The sequence below is a fragment of the Roseobacter sp. HKCC-CH-9351 genome (genome assembly GCF_037830295.1).
Taxonomy (GTDB): Bacteria; Pseudomonadota; Alphaproteobacteria; order Rhodobacterales; family Rhodobacteraceae; genus M30B80.
In genome coordinates this window covers 1,174,876-1,190,456 of record NZ_JBBLYM010000001.1, presented here as the reverse complement: position 1 = coordinate 1,190,456, position 15,581 = coordinate 1,174,876, and the positions used below count along the sequence as shown (strand labels likewise).

The following is a 15,581-nucleotide window of genomic DNA, read 5'->3' as shown; positions in this document are numbered from 1 at the left end:
CTTGCGCAGCAGCTTTTTCCTCTGTTCAATCCCGACTTTCACAAAACCGCTGATGACGCGGTCAACCACAAGGATTTCCGAGCGATGACTTCCTCGATTCTTCCAACCTATAACCGTACCCCGCTTTCCTTCGTGAAGGGTGAAGGCGCTTGGCTGGTCGAGGCAGATGGTCGCCGATTTTTGGACATGACGGCGGGCATTGCGGTCAACGCGCTTGGTCATGCCCATCCCAAATTGGTGCAGGCGCTCAGCGACCAAGCACACAAACTGTGGCACGTCTCCAATCTCTACACGATCCCTGAACAGGAGCGGCTTGGTGATCTGTTGACCGAACATACATTCGCAGATCGGGTCTTTTTCACAAATTCAGGCACCGAGAGCGCCGAGTTGGCGATCAAGATGGCGCGCAAATATCATGCTGAAAAAGGCGCGGCGCATCGTGTCGAGATTGTCGCCTTTGAGGGCGCGTTTCACGGCCGCTCAACCGGTGCAATTGCAGCGGCAGGGTCTGAAAAGATGGTCAAGGGCTTTGGCCCGTTAATGCCAAATTTCACGCATTTGAAATGGGGCGACCACGCCGCGCTTGAAGCGGCCATCACAGATCAAACCAGCGCCGTCATCATCGAGCCCATCCAAGGCGAAGGCGGGATTCGTCCCGTGCCTGAGCAATGCCTAAAAGGTCTGCGTGATCTGTGCGACAAGACAGGCACGGTGCTGATCTTTGATGAGGTGCAATGTGGCATGGGCCGCACGGGGCGGCTGTTCGCCCATGAATGGGCAGGCGTAACCCCTGACATCATGATGGTCGCCAAGGGCATTGGCGGCGGTTTTCCACTGGGTGCGGTTCTCGCCACCGAAGACGCGGGCAGCGGCATGGTTGCAGGCAGCCACGGGTCAACCTATGGCGGCAATCCTTTGGCCTGTGCGGTTGGCACCGCCGTTATGGAGGCCATGCTAGAAGATGGATTTTTTGATCATGTCTCGCGGGTCAGCGGTGTGTTGCGTCAGGGCTTGGAGGGTTTGATCGCACAATTCCCCAACCATCTCGAGGAGGTGCGCGGCAAGGGTCTGATGCTCGGTCTGAAGTGCAAAATCAGCAACCTTGATCTTGTGCGCGCCGCGCAAACGCAATTGATGCTCAGCGTGCCTGCCGCGGATAATGTGGTGCGCCTCCTGCCTCCCCTCACCTTGACCGCAAACGAAGCGCAAGAGGCAGTGTCGCGCCTGTCACATGCGCTTGAATCCCTTGACGCAGGCGCGTGATCGCTGCCGCGAATGAAAGAAAAAACAATGAACCATTTTCTCGATATCCATAAAACAACGCCAAGCGATTTACGGGCTATGATTGATCAGGCGGCCGCGATGAAACAAGCACGGGCAGGCCGGCCCAAAGGGGCAGCCGATGACGCGCAGCCGCTTGCGGGGCATATGGTGGCGCTGATTTTTGAAAAACCCTCGACCCGCACCCGCGTTTCTTTCGATGTGGGCGTGCGCCAGATGGGCGGCCAATCCATGGTGCTTTCTGGCAGCGAAATGCAGCTTGGCCATGGCGAAACCATCGCAGATACGGCGCGGGTGTTGTCTCGCTATGTTGATCTGATCATGATCCGCACCTTCGAGGAGGATGTGCTGTTGGAATTGGCAGAGAATGCCACCGTGCCTGTCATCAACGGGCTGACCAACCGCACCCACCCTTGTCAGATCATGGCCGATATCCTGACCTATGAGGAACATCGCGGGCCGATTGCAGGCAAAAAAGTGGTCTGGTCGGGAGACGGAAACAATGTCTGCGCCTCAATGATCCATGCCGCAGGGCAGTTTGGGTTTGACCTGACTTTTACGGGCCCCGAAACCCTTGATCCTGAGCGCGTCTTCATCGAAGAAGCCCGCGCCAAAGGCTCAAAAATCGAAATTGTGCGCGATCCTGCGCATGCCGTGGGGGGGGCAGATTTGGTTGTGACAGATACATGGGTGTCGATGCATGACAGCCAAACCACCAAGGAACGCCGCCACAACCAATTGCGCCCCTATCAGATCAATGCCGCGCTGATGGCACAGGCCAAGGAAGATGCATTATTCATGCATTGCCTGCCCGCGCATCGCGGCGAAGAGGTCACCAATGAGGTGATGGATGGCCCACAATCCGTGATCTTTGACGAGGCCGAAAACCGCCTGCACGCCCAAAAAGCCGTGATGCGGTGGTGTCTTGGTCTTTAACTCTTGAGGCGATAGCCTGAACGGAACATCGCCCAAGCCGCAAAGGCAATGGCAACCGTGGCGCCACCTGCGACAGCGAGCCCCAAAACGGGGCTGCTGTCCGACACACCCAAGACTGAATAGCGCAAACCATCAATCAGATAGAAAACTGGGTTAACGTGGCTCACCACATAAAGCCAATTGGGCAGGCCCTCGATCGAATAGAATGTGCCTGAAAGAAAGCTCAGCGGGGTCACAATGAAATTTGTGATCGCGGCAATCTGGTCGAATTTCTGGGCGATGATCCCCGCGACAACGCCGACAAGACCCAAAAACCCCGCGCCAAGGATCACAAAGACAAGCGCCCAAAGGGGATGCGCAACCCCAAGCCCGATGAAGGGAAAAATCACCACCATCGTGCAAAGCGCCACCAAAATCCCGCGCGCGATACCGCCCGCCATATACCCCACAACCAATTCAAGCGGGCTCAAGGGCGGCATCAATGTATCAACGATATTGCCCTGCACCTTTGAAATCACGAGGGAGGAGGACGTGTTGGCAAAGGCGTTTTGGATGACTGTCATCATCAATATCCCCGGCGCAATGAAATGCACAAACGGCACCCCCATCACATCCCCGCGTTTTGCACCAATGGCGAGCGAGAAAATCGCAATGAACAAGGCGGCAGTCACCAAAGGCGCGATAATTGTTTGGCTCCACACAGTGGCAAAGCGCATCACCTCGCGCCAGATCAAGGTATAAAGACCCAACCAATTCATCCGACCAAATCGGCGCGCGCCCATTTCTGCTGACATTGCCTGCTCTCCGCCCTTTAACGATGCCCCAACAGGTAGAGCAGCCCCTGCCGCATCTCAACCCCCCATGCTTTGACAAGATCAGCCGCCGCCTTGACCCTTTCGCCACCGCTTCGCCTCTTGTCTTGGCGAGTGGGACAGTTAGAATAGGGCTTCACTTTCGGGTGTAAAACGCCCATATCCCTATCTTTATGACTGGCGCGATTGCGCTGTGTAAGGATGGGCCGCAAGGGCCACAAAGCCATATCTGATGCAGGAGGGACGTGATGTCCTGGACCGATGAGCGCGTAGAGCTACTCAAGAAAATGTGGGCCGAAGGGCAATCCGCAAGCCAAATCGCTAAAGAGTTGGGCGGGGTGACGCGCAACGCCGTCATCGGCAAAGTGCATCGCTTGGGTTTGTCGAACCGCTCGACCACCACCCCTGCAAGCACGGCCAAAGCGCCCGAAGAGACGAAGGCCCCTGCCGAGCCAAACGCCGCAACGGCGCGCGCCAATGCAAAGCGCGACACAGCCGCTGAGACGAAACCAAGCCCCAAGCCGCGCCCCGCAGCAGAAGCCAAGCCCGCGACAGAAGCCCCTGCCACAGCCCCTGTGCCACGCGCGAATAATGTCACGCCTTTGCGCAAACCGATTGTTCCCGCAGGTCAACCATTGCCGCCGCAGCCTTCGGCAAATGAAATCAGCCCAGAGGCCTTGGCCAAGGTGAAAGAAGTGGAAAACCACGCCAAGCGGATCAGCCTGATGGAATTGACCGAGCGCACCTGCAAATGGCCCATTGGCGACCCCGCCACAGAGAATTTTTATTTCTGCGGCCTGCCTGTGCAACAGGGTAAACCCTATTGCGAGGCCCATGTTGGCGTTGCCTTCCAACCCATGAGCACCAGACGCGACCGCCGCCGTTAAAGCGCGGCTGCGATCTCATCCACGATTTGGGCTATCTCTGCGGGGCCAAGGCTGCCTTTTGTGATGCGCATCATCTGCGACCTCTCTGCCTCTGTGCTGCGCAAGCGCGCATAGGCAGGGTCATAATGATGCTTGATCAACTCAAGCGCCAAATCAGGCCACGCCCCTTGGCGGATCATATCTTGCCACTGATCAAGGCGTTCGTTGCTTTGCAGCCCGCGCAAATGCTCAAGTCGCGCGGCAAATTCCGCCTGATCTGCGGTTAAATCTGCATAGGCTTTGGCCAGATAGGTGGCGCGGGCAGCAGGGCTGATATCTAGCATGATACGCGGGCTGTCGCGCATCGCGACCCACAGCATGGGCGGTATGCGCAACATGCCGATGCGCGCAGACTCTGCCTCAACCAGAACGGGGCGGGACGGGTCAAAGCGACCCAGTTTTGCGGCAATCGCAGATTCATATGCTTTTTGGCTCGGCTGCACCCCTGCCATTTGACCCAAGCTCGAACCGCGGTGGCGCGCCATGCCTTCAAGATCCAACACCTGCACCTCGCGCGCATCAAGGCGGTTCAAGATTTCCGTCTTGGCGCTGCCCGTATTGCCATCAAGGCGAATGATCCGCAGCCCCAAAGGCTGTTCGTAAAGCCGTGCCACGATCAATCTGCGATAGGCGCGATAGCCGCCCTCAACCACTTCTGCCCGCCATCCGATTTGGCGCAATATGGTTGCGAAAGAATTGGATCTCTGCCCCCCACGCCAACAATAAACCAAGGGACGCCATGCGCCGTCATGATGGGACAGTTGGGTTTCAATGTGATACGCCGCGTTCCGCGCAACTAAGGCCGCCCCGATCTTGCGCGCGGCAAAGGGGCTGTCTTGTTTGTAAACCGTGCCAACCCGCGCGCGCTCCTCATCGGACAGCACGGGGCAACTGATGGCATTGGGCATATGATCTTCTGCAAATTCAGATGGGCTGCGCACATCCAAAATCGCGTCAAAGTCGGCAAGGGCCTTAAAATTCAGGCCATCAAGGGCAATCATAGCGCAGCATCCGCAGGGATCAGGATGGCCCGAAAATCATTCACGTTGGTATGGGTTGGGCCAGTGGTGACAACACCATCTGCCATCTCAAAAAACTGCAATGCATCATGGGCCGCAAGAAAGGCGCGTTTATCGAGTTCTGCGCCTTGGCGGGCCACGCGCGGAGACCAGATCGCGCCTGCATTGGTGCCTGCCCCATCTATCCCATCCGTATCACAGGCCAAAGCATAAACCCCTTGGGGCGCATGGGTGGCAAAGGACAAAAGAAACTCGGAATTGCGGCCACCCCGCCCAGGCTTGGCCTGCCCAATGGTGACGGTGGTTTCCCCGCCCGACAAAAGCAACACAGGCGCCGAAAATGGTGCACCGTGACGCAAGATGGATTGCGTGATCCCTGCCATGGCTTGGCCCAAATCGCGCGCTTCCCCCTCCAAAGCGTCACCCAAGATCACCACGCTCAGATCAGACCAAAGCGCCTTCGCACGCGACTGCGCGGCGCGTAACGACGCCATGGGCGTTGCAATCATATGGGTCTGTGCGGCCCCGAATACAGGGTGATCCGCGGACGGCGTGCCCTGCCCTGACCCAAGGCGCGCCGATACGCTTGGCGGCAGATCAAGGGCGTAACGCCCCACAATGGCGCGCGCCTCATCTATGGTTGACGGGTCGGGGACAGTCGGCCCCGATGCAATAATCGCGGGGTCATCGCCTGGCACATCCGAGATCAAGAGGGTCACCACCTGCGCGGGATGGGCCGCCACAGCCAAATGGCCGCCTTTGATCGCAGAGAGGTGCTTTCGCAAAATATTCATTTGCGAAATGGACGCGCCCGAGCGCAAAAGCGCGCGATGCACCGCTTGCTTATCAGCAAGACTAACCCCTTGGGCAGGGGCGGCCAAAAGCGCCGATCCCCCACCAGAGATGAGAAACAGCGCAAGATCATCCGCGCCTAAGCCTTGCGCCAGTTCAAGCAGACGCACCGCCGTGGCTTCACTGGCCGCGTCAGGCACGGGGTGGGCGGTTTCCACCACCTCGATCCCCTGCAAAGGCAGGCTTGCGCCATGGGGCACGGCAATCAGCCCCTCGCATGGCCCCCATGCGGCCTCAACCGCCTGCGCCATCCGCGCTGTGGCCTTCCCCGCCCCCATAACCACCACGCGGCCCTTTGGGCGCCGAGGCAAATAGGGAGCAAGAATTGTGCGCGGATCAACGGCGGCAATCGCCGCGTCAAAGATATCCCGCAAAAACCCCTCAAGATCCGTGGGGGCCGCCGACTGTTCCATGCGTTAGATATCCATATCATGCAATTTGCGGAAGCGTTGGATCAGGCTAGACGTATCCCAACGCCCGCCCCCCAAAGCCTGCACATCGCCGTAATATTGATCCACCATGGCGGTCACAGGCAGTGAAATGCCCAATTCCTTGGCCTGCCCCAAGGCAATGGCGAGGTCTTTGCGCATCCAATCCACCGCAAAGCCGTGATTGAACTTATTGTCCACCATTGTCTCGGCGCGATTGGCCAATTGCCATGACCCGCCCGCCCCTTGCGACACAAGGGCGGCCACTTTTTTCGCATCAAGACCTGCCTGCATCGCGAAGAACAGCCCTTCAGAAACGGCTTGAATGGCGCCTGCGATACAGACTTGATTGATCATTTTGGTGATTTGGCCATTGCCCAATTCCCCGAAATGGACTGTCGCCTTGGAATAGGCGGCAACAATGCTCTCTGCACGGGCGAAATCGGCATCCGCACCACCGCACATGATGGCAAGTTGTCCATTTTCTGCGCCTGCCTGCCCCCCTGAGACGGGGGCATCAACCCAACCCACACCAGATGCGGCTGCGGTTGCGCCAAGCTCACGCGTGACAATCGCGGAAACTGTCGTGTGATCCACGTAAAGCGCGCCCTTGGCCATACCTGCCAAAGCGCCCTTATCCCCAAGCACAACGGCCCGCAAATCATCGTCATTGCCCACGCAAGACAAAACCACATCCGCGCCCTCGGCGGCAGCGCGCGGGGTGGTGGCGAAGCCGCCCCCATACTCCGCCGCCCATTTCTCTGCCTTGGCGGTGGTGCGGTTATAGACTGTCACATCGTGACCCGCTTTTTGCAGATGGCCCGCCATCGGATAGCCCATCACGCCCAAGCCCAAAAATGCAAGTTTTGCCATTGCTGTCTCTCTCCCTGCCGAAGTTTTTCAGATTTCTGCTATCCTAGCCCGCAGCGCGGCACGAGCAAGGCTTAGATCAGCCAGATCAAAGTGATCGCAGGAAAGGCCACCAATAAGGCCACGCGCAACAGATCACTGGTGACAAAATAAAGAACCGCCCGATAGGTGGCCGAGACAGGCGTGTCGCGATCCATTGCGGAAATCACAAAGAGGTTCATCCCAACAGGTGGCGTAATCAACCCTGTTTCCACCACAATCAGCACAAGGATGCCGAACCAAATAGCCACCAATTCTACCTCCATCCGCGCGACACGCGCCTCTGTCAAATTGATCCCCAATGCCCGCGCCGTATCTTGGGCAAGGGGGAGGCCTGCCTCCAAGGCGGCCCGCGCCTCGGTCAATTGATCCGCTGCAAAGCCAGAGAGATCACCGCGCAGAACCTCGGCCACAGCCTCAAGCTGTAGCGCAGTGAGATCCAACAGGCCAAAATCAAGGGATAAGATGACAGGGAAAAAAATCGGTATCGTGAGAAGGATCATCGACAAGCTGTCCATGACGCAGCCAAACAGCAGGTAAAGGCACAAGATCAGCAAGAGGATCACATAGGGGTTCCATCCCAGCCCCCCAACCCATTCGGCCAAGCCTTGCGGCACTTGGGTGAGGGCAAGAAACCCATTGAAATAGGCAGCGCCTAAAATGATGAAAAATATCATCGCGGTCGAACTTGCCGTTTGCAGCAGGCTTTGCGCGAGGGTTTCGCGCGTCAAACCGCCCTGCGCCCAAGCCACACCACCCGCCCCAAGCGCGCCGATTGCAGCGCCCTCGGTGGGGGTGAAAATACCCCCATAAATGCCGCCCACCACCACCAAAAACACCGCCAACACAGGCCAAGTTGCGCGCAAAGCCCGCGCGCGCATCGCCCAAGGGGCACGCGGGCTCAGCCTGCCTTCCTGAGGGTGGCGGCGCATATAAATCGCAATGGCCGCCATATACCCAAGGGCTGCCAAAACCCCAGGGATCAGCGCGGCGGCGAAAAGCTTAGCGATATTTTGTTCCGTCAGGATCGCATAAATCACCAAAACGATGGAGGGGGGGATCAAAATGCCCAAGGTGCCCCCTGCCGCCAATGTGGCGGTGGCAAGCCCCCCCGAATAGCCCTTGACGCGCAGTTCGGGCAAGGCAACCCGCCCCATCGTGGCCGCTGTGGCCAGGGAGGAGCCGCAAATGGCCCCAAAGCCCGCACAGGCCCCAATCGCAGCCATCGCCACCCCACCCCGCCGATGCCCTAAGAAAGAGGCCGCCGCATCAAAAAGCGCACGGCTCATTCCACCCAAAGTGGCGAAATGGCCCATCAATAGAAACATCGGGATGATGGAGAGCGCATAATTTGAGAATGTCGTGTAGCTTTCACTGCGCAGTCGCCCTAAGGCCAAACTGGCGTCCCCCTGTACGGCAGACAGGCCCAAAAAGCCAACCCCAAACATTGCCAACCCAATCGGGATGCGCAGAAAAATCAGCGCAAGCAAGGTCGGAAAAGACAGGATGCCGATCCAAAGATCACTCATCTTGCGACCCTTGCCCAAATTGGCGCATCGCTAGATAGAGCGCGACTATGGTCGCCACCCAAGCCGCAATGACAGCCGCCGCTTGCGGCATCCATACGGGAATGGCGAGGATGAACGAGGTCTGACCTGATTGATATTTTGACCATGTTCCCACTGACAACATGGCCGCCATGACGGCAAATGCCGTGGCAAATCCCCATGCGCTCAAGTGATTACTTCCCCTCTTTACGCTGCGGGGCAGATAGGGGGTCAAAAGGTCAACCCGTGCATGCGCCCGCTGCAAAGACGCAAGGGGCATGAAGGCGAAAATGACAAATCCTAGGGCCGCTTCGACCAATTCAAAATCACCACGAATAGCCCCAAGGCCCAGATCAATCAGCGCTTGTGCGAAAGGCAGACTATCACGCAGGCCATGAGCAAGGTCGCTGGAGGCGCGCCCAAAAACGGACAGGCCCACCATCACAATCACAGCGCATAAAACAATGCCCCCCGCGAGGGCCATTACAATCGCCACGCGATGAAAGAACCTGTCCAACATGGGGCGCATATCCCCTTCCACTTAGGCTTAGGGGTTTGCGGCCTCATATTCGGCCATCAAGGCGCGCGCCTCATCAATCAGAGCCGCGCCATCACGCCCCTGCGCCGCCATATCGGCCACCCATGCCTCGTATACAGGCGCGGCAAGATCGCGCCATTGGGCTGCATCCGCCTCTGGGATCGTGATGATTTCATTTCCCAAATCCACGGCAATATCGCGTGCAGGCGCATCTGCGGCTTGCTGTGTGCGTCCCGCAAAAACGGAGAACTCTAGCCCTGAATTTGCGTCAATGACCGCCTTCAGATCATCGGGCAGCCCCGCGTAAACATCCTTATTCATCGCCATAACAAAGGTGAGGTTATAGACGGCAGGCCCTTCGAATTCGGTGTGATAAGAGATCAAATCAGCCACGCGCATAGAGGATGTAACCTCCCACGGGAAGGTCGCACCATCAATCACGCCGCGCGAAAGAGCCTCGGGAACAGCGGGAGCAGGCATACCAACTGGTTCGGCCCCCAATTGCTCTAGCAGTTGGTTCACAAGTCGCGAGCCACCACGGATTTTCATCCCCTCAAGGTCACTGGGCACTGAAATGGGCGCATTGGCGTGGAACACGCCCGGGCCATGCACCCAAGTCCCCAAAACATGGTAATCGGCGAATTCACCTTGCGCCATGTGCCGCTCGAACATCGTCCAATAGGCGTATGAGGCCGCTGCCGCATCTTCGACCATGAAGGGCAGCTCAAAAACCTCAGTGGTGGGGAAGCGGCCGGGCGTATAGCCCACCACAGTCCAAATAATATCCGCCACACCATCGCGGAGTTGGTCAATCAATTCAGGCGGCGTGCCGCCAAGCTGCATAGATGGATAGCGTTCAATCTCAATCCGACCGCCAGAGGCCGCTTCGACATTATCGGCCCAGACATCCAAAATCTGCGCAGGCACAACGGATTGTGCGGGCAAGAATTGGTGAAGTCGTAACGTCACCTCTTGCGCATGAGACATAGAGGGGAGCGCAGCAAAGCCAACGGCCGCCGCTATCAAGCTGCGCCGTATCAACCCAGTGAGTTTATTTGAAAGTCCTGAAAAAGAGGTCATCACCAACCATCCCCCAAAATGATAGCCCAAGGTTCATATCCGCAAGATAGGCACGGCCAATTGCGTTTGCTATCACGCTGATAAACCCTGCCATGGGGCATGTGAAAGACCTATTTCGCCAATCTGCGCCCTCAATGCTGCGACACTGCGCGTACCAAAGGCGACTTGCGGCGCAGTTCAGGGCGCGTTTTGGCTTAGGCTTGCTCTTTCATCAAGCGAGTGCGCAGCGCAAAATAGTTCTCGACCTCTGCCTTCAGGCTGTTGGACAAGGTCAGGGTTTTGCGGCTTTTCTTGGCACCAAATTGCACCTCCAAGGCGCCATTCGAAATTTGCGCGCGCAGAAAATTGGAGAGCGTCAATCGGGTCACACTGCCCGTTTTGCACATGTCGATATAGTCGTTGATGCCATAGGTTTCATCGCCATCTAGGACATAGATATTGCACAGCAATTCCCAATGCGCTGGCGAACGCATGAAACCTTTCAAAACTGGAAATCGGCTTGTTTCGGCCAATTGATTAAGATCGACCAGCGCCATCTGCTTTGACATCAAACTACCCTCACCAACTAACATACGAAACCAAAACGCCGCCCCAAACTACTAAATGGGCAGCGCTGCTTAAGACGAGCCTATAAAATTACTACCTATCATAAAAGATCAAAATGATAATTTTTTTGATTTGCCTAATTTCCGCTTTTAACCATCAAAACGAAAACGGCGTATGGGGCGACTTTCCCACCCCATACGCCGTCACGCGCCCCGTCTTTTTCGTTCGATGTCCTTGATTGCGCGCTTAAATAACGCCCATGCTCAAAGTGGCACGCAGATCAGTCTCTTTCTCAACCCCCAAACCGTTTGAGTGCCGCGCGGATCACTTGGCGTCTTTTTCGGCCTGACGCTTTTGCCAAGCATCTTTCTTTTCGAGATATTCTTCTTCGGTCAGATTATGCCAACCCACACATTTACCCGTTGGCGAACGTCCGCATCCACAATCACTCATTATTTTTTCCTCGGCTTTGATCTGTGTGAGGGGGGAGATAGAGAGAGAATGCCCGCTGGAAACCCCCAATCTCAAAAGAAATGCACAGCACCCAAAACAGTGGTCGCCAAAACGATATATCGACCAAATTTGGCGATGCTGACAACCAATACAAACCGCCAAAGAGGCTCGCGCATCACCCCTGCGGCAAGCGTAATCGGATCACCGATAATTGGCACCCATGAGGCCAAAAGGCTGATCCAACCCCAACGCTGATAGCGGTCTTGCGCGCGGGCCAAATTCGCGCGGGATATCGGAAACCAGCGTTTATCGGCTTGTGTTTCAGCCACGCGCCCCAAACCCCAATTAACACAAGAGCCCAAAACATTGCCAATCCCAGCGACCAAGACCAACAGCCAGACGGGATAGGTCTGGCCAAGGATTAGACCAACCAAGACCGCCTCAGATTGCGCGGGGATTAGGCTTGCCGCAAGGAAAGCCGCCCCAAAGAGAAGCCACAGACCCCCCATCATACAGCTTGGTGCACCTCGATCACATTGCCCTCGGGATCATGGAAAAAGACCTGATGCCATTCTTTCGCAAAGGCAGTGCCGTAATCGGAATAAGGAATGTTATGTTGGTCAAGCAGCGCCATAAAGGCTGCAATGTCATCTGTGCGAAAGGCAATATGCCCGCGTTCGACAGGGTTGATCACCTCGCCATTGCGAAAGGCGACAGACAAATCCTTTGTGGCAAGATGCATCTGCATCTGCCCATCCGTGGCAAAACGAATTTTACCATCATACCCGCTTTGCGAAGTTGCCTCAGGGCGCGGGAAAGATTGGATTGGGATGTCGTCCAACCCCAAAACACCCGTGTAGAACGCGTGCAACCGATCCACATCTTCGGAGACGAAATTGATATGGTGAAATTCTAGCTTCATGCTGCGGGCCTTTGTTGTCGAAGATATGTGCCCCGACTATAGGCGCAAAGACCCTACAAATGCCAAGGGCTTAATCCGCCGCCACATAGGCGCGCAAAGCAGCGCGCAACCCTTGCGACCAAATCAAAGTCAACCAATCGCAAAATGCTGTCGCAAAGCGCGGATCATCGGCCAGATCACCATAGATCCGCGACATAGAAAGCCATGCCATTGGATCAGATTTTGCGACAAGCGCCGTCTGATGCAAATCAGACCAATTAGGGTCATTCGCTTCAATCACTGTTCCATCTTCGCGGGTGGCGGCACACATGCGCGCCCATGCGGCCTCGACCAAAGCGAGCCCTGAAATTGAGCTGCCCTTTTCCAAACCATCGCGCAACGAAGGCAGCACAAAACCTGGATGACGGGACGAGCCATCAAACGCCACGCGGCGCGTTGTGTCCACAATCATCTCATTGCCAAAGCGCCGTTCAATCAGCGTCACATAATCGGCGGGGGTCATATCTGGCACGGGCTGCACATGGGGCGCGATTTCCTCGCGCACTACTTTTGCAAAAAAGGGCGCAACATCCGCATCACCCATCGCAGCAGAGATTGTGGCAAGTGACAGAACCTCACCTGCATTGGCCAACACCTGATGTCCGCCGTTTAGAATGCGAATTTTCATCGCCTCGAACGCGTGAACGTGATCCGAGAAGGTCGCACCGGCCAAATCCCAATCGGGGCGGCCCGCACAAAAATCATCTTCGATCACCCATTGGCGAAAGGCCTCGTGGGTGACGGGCACTTGATCATGCAGTCCAAAATCCTCGACCAAGGCCAATTCATTCGGCCCTGTCGCAGGGACGATGCAATCGACCATCGAATTGGGAAAGCTGCAGGCGGTGTTGATCCAATCGGCCAAATCAGCATCCATCAGACGCGCAAGCGACACAATCGTCTGACGCAGAACCGCGCCATTGCCCTGTAGGTTATCGCAAGATTGCAACGTGATTGGCCCCTGCCCCTTGGCACGGCGCAGCCGCAAGGCCGCAACAATCGCGCCAAAGGCCGTGCGCGGCTGGTCAGGATGGGCCACATCATGCACAATATCAGGATGCGCCTCATCAAACCCGAGCGTAACAGGGTCGATATAATAGCCACCTTCGGTCACAGTCAGGGCGACAATCCGAATATCCGCCTCAGCCATGCGCGCGATCAACGGGCCATTACCCTCAACCACAGGGATGTAATCAATCATCGACCCGACCACTTCGGCAGAGACACCTTCGGGATCAAGCTTTATCAATGTCGTGAGACAATCCTGTGCCAGCATTTTTTGACGCTGCACGTCATCGTAAGGGCGCACGCCTGCACCGATAATCGCCCAATCATGCGCCAGACCCTGCTCCATCAGGCGATGCAAATACCACGATTGGTGCGCACGGTGGAAATTCCCAAGACCAATATGAACAATTCCTGCCGAAAGCGCGCTTCGATCATAACTGGGCCGCGCAATCTTTGAAGGCAGGCTTGAAAGGTTATCTTGGCTAAGGGCAATCATGGGCACGTCTCGCATCAGCTCATCCAATTCCCGCCATCGACATTATATGTCTGGGCCACGATGTAATCGGCATCCGCGCTTGCCAGAAACACGGCCATGCCTGTTAAATCTTCAGCTTGCCCCATGCGCCCGAAAGGCACGGCTTCGCCGACTTCGCGCTTTTTCTGGCCAAGCGGCTTGCCCTCATATTTTGCAAAAAACGCATCCACCCCGTCCCAATGCTCGCCATCTACCACACCAGGCGCGATCGCATTCACATTGATCCCATGGGAAATGAGGTTCAGCCCTGCGGATTGGGTCAGACTGATCACAGCCGCCTTAGAGGCACAGTAGACCCCCACCAAGGCCTCACCGCGCCGCCCTGCTTGGCTGGCCATATTGATAATCTTGCCCCCCTGCCCGCGGGCAATCATTTTCTTGGCGACAGCCTGCATGGTAAACAGAACGCCCGCCACGTTGATCGCAAAGACCTTGTCAAAATCGGCGCGCGTGATTTCGACAATGGGGGCAGCGGTGAAAAGAGCCGCATTGTTGATCAAGATATCAATCCCCCCAAGGTTGGCTTCAACCTCATCCACGGCAGCCTCGATACTGGCTTGGTCTGTCACATCCATTTCAACCGCGCACGCCTTGGGGCCAAGCGCCGCTGCCGCCTCTCGGGCGCGGGTGATGTTAATGTCGCCAATTGCAACCTCTGCGCCTTCTGCAATGTAGCGCTGCGCAAACGCGTATCCGATGCCGCGCGCAGCCCCCGTGATCAGCGCCTTTTTCCCAACAAGCCGTGTCATGACTGGCGGAGCCCCTTTGCATCAAAGCGGTGGATGTGATCAGGGTTTGGCGTCAAATGCACAGTCGCGCCGTAACCTACGTCCATCTCACCCGAGATCCGCACGGTGATCGGTTCGGCATGGCCCTCGATTTGAACGTGCAAAAACGTGTCAGACCCCAAATGTTCAGACACACCAACCTGCCCTGACCATGTGCCTTTGCTTGTGGAAATTTCCAAATGCTCGGGGCGGATGCCAATCGTATGGGCGCCATAAGGTGTAGCCAGATCACCGCCTAACAGGTTCATCTTGGGTGATCCGATAAAGCCTGCGACAAAGGTGTTGCAAGGGCGCTGATACAGCTCCAAAGGGCTTCCCACCTGTTCGATAACGCCTGCACGCAAGACCACGATCTTATCGGCCATGGTCATCGCTTCGACCTGATCATGGGTCACATAGATCATCGTGGTCTTCAGGCGCTTGTGCAATTCGCTGATCTCAAGGCGCATCCCAACCCGCAGCGCCGCATCTAGGTTTGACAAAGGCTCGTCAAACAAGAATGCGGCAGGCTCGCGCACGATGGCACGGCCAATGGCCACGCGCTGACGCTGACCACCCGATAATTGCCCTGGCCTACGGTCGAGATAATCCGTTAGATTCAAAACCTCTGCCGCTTGCGCAACACGGGCGTCTTGTTCCGATTTGCTCAGCCCCGCCATACGCAGCGGAAACGCGATATTCTTGCGCACCGACATATGCGGATAAAGCGCGTAAGACTGGAACACCATCGCCAGACCGCGCTTGGCTGGGGCAATGTCAGTTGCATTCACCCCGTCAATCATCACCGCGCCATCGCTGACATCCTCAAGCCCTGCGATCAAACGCAAAAGCGTGGATTTCCCGCAGCCTGATGGGCCGACAAAGACGACAAACTCGCCATCATTAATGTCCAAATCCAGCGGCGGAATAACTTCGACATCCCCGAATTTCTTGGACACTTTGTTTAATGTGATCTGTCCCAT

Annotated in this window: 17 protein-coding genes; 3 read left to right on the top strand and 14 right to left on the bottom strand. The window is 56.6% G+C overall.

What is annotated here, in order from left to right; all coding sequences use genetic code 11:
• Positions 1-84 precede the first annotated feature (84 nt).
• Positions 85-1,263: an aspartate aminotransferase family protein gene (locus AAC632_RS06085; protein ID WP_340297618.1), complete on the top strand. Its 1,179-nt coding sequence runs from the start codon at positions 85-87 to the stop codon at positions 1,261-1,263.
• Positions 1,264-1,290: 27 nt separating this feature from the next.
• Positions 1,291-2,217, top strand: coding sequence for an ornithine carbamoyltransferase (argF, locus tag AAC632_RS06080; RefSeq protein WP_340297620.1), 927 nt, complete (start codon positions 1,291-1,293; stop codon positions 2,215-2,217).
• Here argF and AAC632_RS06075 read toward each other — a convergent pair.
• Complete coding sequence (locus AAC632_RS06075) at positions 2,214-3,011, bottom strand: ABC transporter permease (protein WP_340297621.1); 798 nt, start codon at positions 3,009-3,011, stop codon at positions 2,214-2,216. The genes argF and AAC632_RS06075 overlap by 4 nt on opposite strands.
• 266 nt (positions 3,012-3,277) lie before the next feature.
• Between AAC632_RS06075 and AAC632_RS06070 the strand changes: the two genes are divergently transcribed.
• Positions 3,278-3,916 (top strand): GcrA family cell cycle regulator, encoded by a 639-nt coding sequence (locus AAC632_RS06070; RefSeq protein WP_340297623.1) that lies wholly within the window; start codon positions 3,278-3,280, stop codon positions 3,914-3,916.
• Here the strand turns inward: AAC632_RS06070 and mnmH are convergent.
• From mnmH to AAC632_RS06005, 13 genes are all read right to left on the bottom strand, one after another.
• Positions 3,913-4,956 (bottom strand): tRNA 2-selenouridine(34) synthase MnmH, encoded by a 1,044-nt coding sequence (gene mnmH, locus AAC632_RS06065; protein WP_340297625.1) that lies wholly within the window; start codon positions 4,954-4,956, stop codon positions 3,913-3,915. The genes AAC632_RS06070 and mnmH overlap by 4 nt on opposite strands.
• A complete protein-coding gene (locus tag AAC632_RS06060) occupies positions 4,953-6,239 on the bottom strand; it encodes a glycerate kinase type-2 family protein (protein ID WP_340297627.1) in 1,287 nt (428 codons plus the stop codon). The genes mnmH and AAC632_RS06060 overlap by 4 nt, the downstream gene beginning before the upstream one ends.
• 3 nt (positions 6,240-6,242) lie before the next feature.
• Positions 6,243-7,127: an NAD(P)-dependent oxidoreductase gene (locus AAC632_RS06055; RefSeq protein ID WP_340297629.1), complete on the bottom strand. Its 885-nt coding sequence runs from the start codon at positions 7,125-7,127 to the stop codon at positions 6,243-6,245.
• 71 nt (positions 7,128-7,198) lie between these two features.
• Positions 7,199-8,692: a TRAP transporter large permease gene (locus AAC632_RS06050; protein WP_340297631.1), complete on the bottom strand. Its 1,494-nt coding sequence runs from the start codon at positions 8,690-8,692 to the stop codon at positions 7,199-7,201.
• Entirely contained in the window at positions 8,685-9,230 is a 546-nt protein-coding gene (locus tag AAC632_RS06045) for a TRAP transporter small permease (RefSeq protein ID WP_340297634.1), read from the bottom strand. The genes AAC632_RS06050 and AAC632_RS06045 overlap by 8 nt, the downstream gene beginning before the upstream one ends.
• 27 nt (positions 9,231-9,257) lie before the next feature.
• Positions 9,258-10,328 (bottom strand): TRAP transporter substrate-binding protein, encoded by a 1,071-nt coding sequence (locus tag AAC632_RS06040; RefSeq protein WP_445322649.1) that lies wholly within the window; start codon positions 10,326-10,328, stop codon positions 9,258-9,260.
• A 194-nt stretch (positions 10,329-10,522) separates the two neighbouring features.
• Positions 10,523-10,876: a hypothetical protein gene (locus AAC632_RS06035; RefSeq protein ID WP_340297636.1), complete on the bottom strand. Its 354-nt coding sequence runs from the start codon at positions 10,874-10,876 to the stop codon at positions 10,523-10,525.
• 322 nt (positions 10,877-11,198) lie between these two features.
• A complete protein-coding gene (locus tag AAC632_RS06030; RefSeq protein ID WP_340261629.1) occupies positions 11,199-11,327 on the bottom strand; it encodes a hypothetical protein in 129 nt (42 codons plus the stop codon).
• Between the two features lie 71 nt (positions 11,328-11,398).
• A complete protein-coding gene (locus AAC632_RS06025; protein ID WP_317656329.1) occupies positions 11,399-11,839 on the bottom strand; it encodes a YqaA family protein in 441 nt (146 codons plus the stop codon).
• Positions 11,836-12,249, bottom strand: coding sequence for a VOC family protein (locus AAC632_RS06020; RefSeq protein ID WP_317656331.1), 414 nt, complete (start codon positions 12,247-12,249; stop codon positions 11,836-11,838). Before AAC632_RS06020 ends, AAC632_RS06025 begins: the two co-directional genes overlap by 4 nt.
• 70 nt (positions 12,250-12,319) lie before the next feature.
• Positions 12,320-13,807, bottom strand: a complete 1,488-nt coding sequence (locus tag AAC632_RS06015; RefSeq protein ID WP_340297639.1) for a mannitol dehydrogenase family protein — start codon at positions 13,805-13,807, stop codon at positions 12,320-12,322.
• The gene (locus AAC632_RS06010; RefSeq protein WP_340261633.1) at positions 13,807-14,580 is read right to left on the bottom strand and encodes an L-iditol 2-dehydrogenase; all 774 of its coding nucleotides are present in this window, start codon (positions 14,578-14,580) and stop codon (positions 13,807-13,809) included. Before AAC632_RS06010 ends, AAC632_RS06015 begins: the two co-directional genes overlap by 1 nt.
• Positions 14,577-15,581 carry an ABC transporter ATP-binding protein gene (locus AAC632_RS06005; RefSeq protein ID WP_340297641.1) on the bottom strand — a complete coding sequence of 335 codons (1,005 nt, stop codon included), beginning with the start codon at positions 15,579-15,581 and terminating at the stop codon, positions 14,577-14,579. The genes AAC632_RS06010 and AAC632_RS06005 overlap by 4 nt, the downstream gene beginning before the upstream one ends.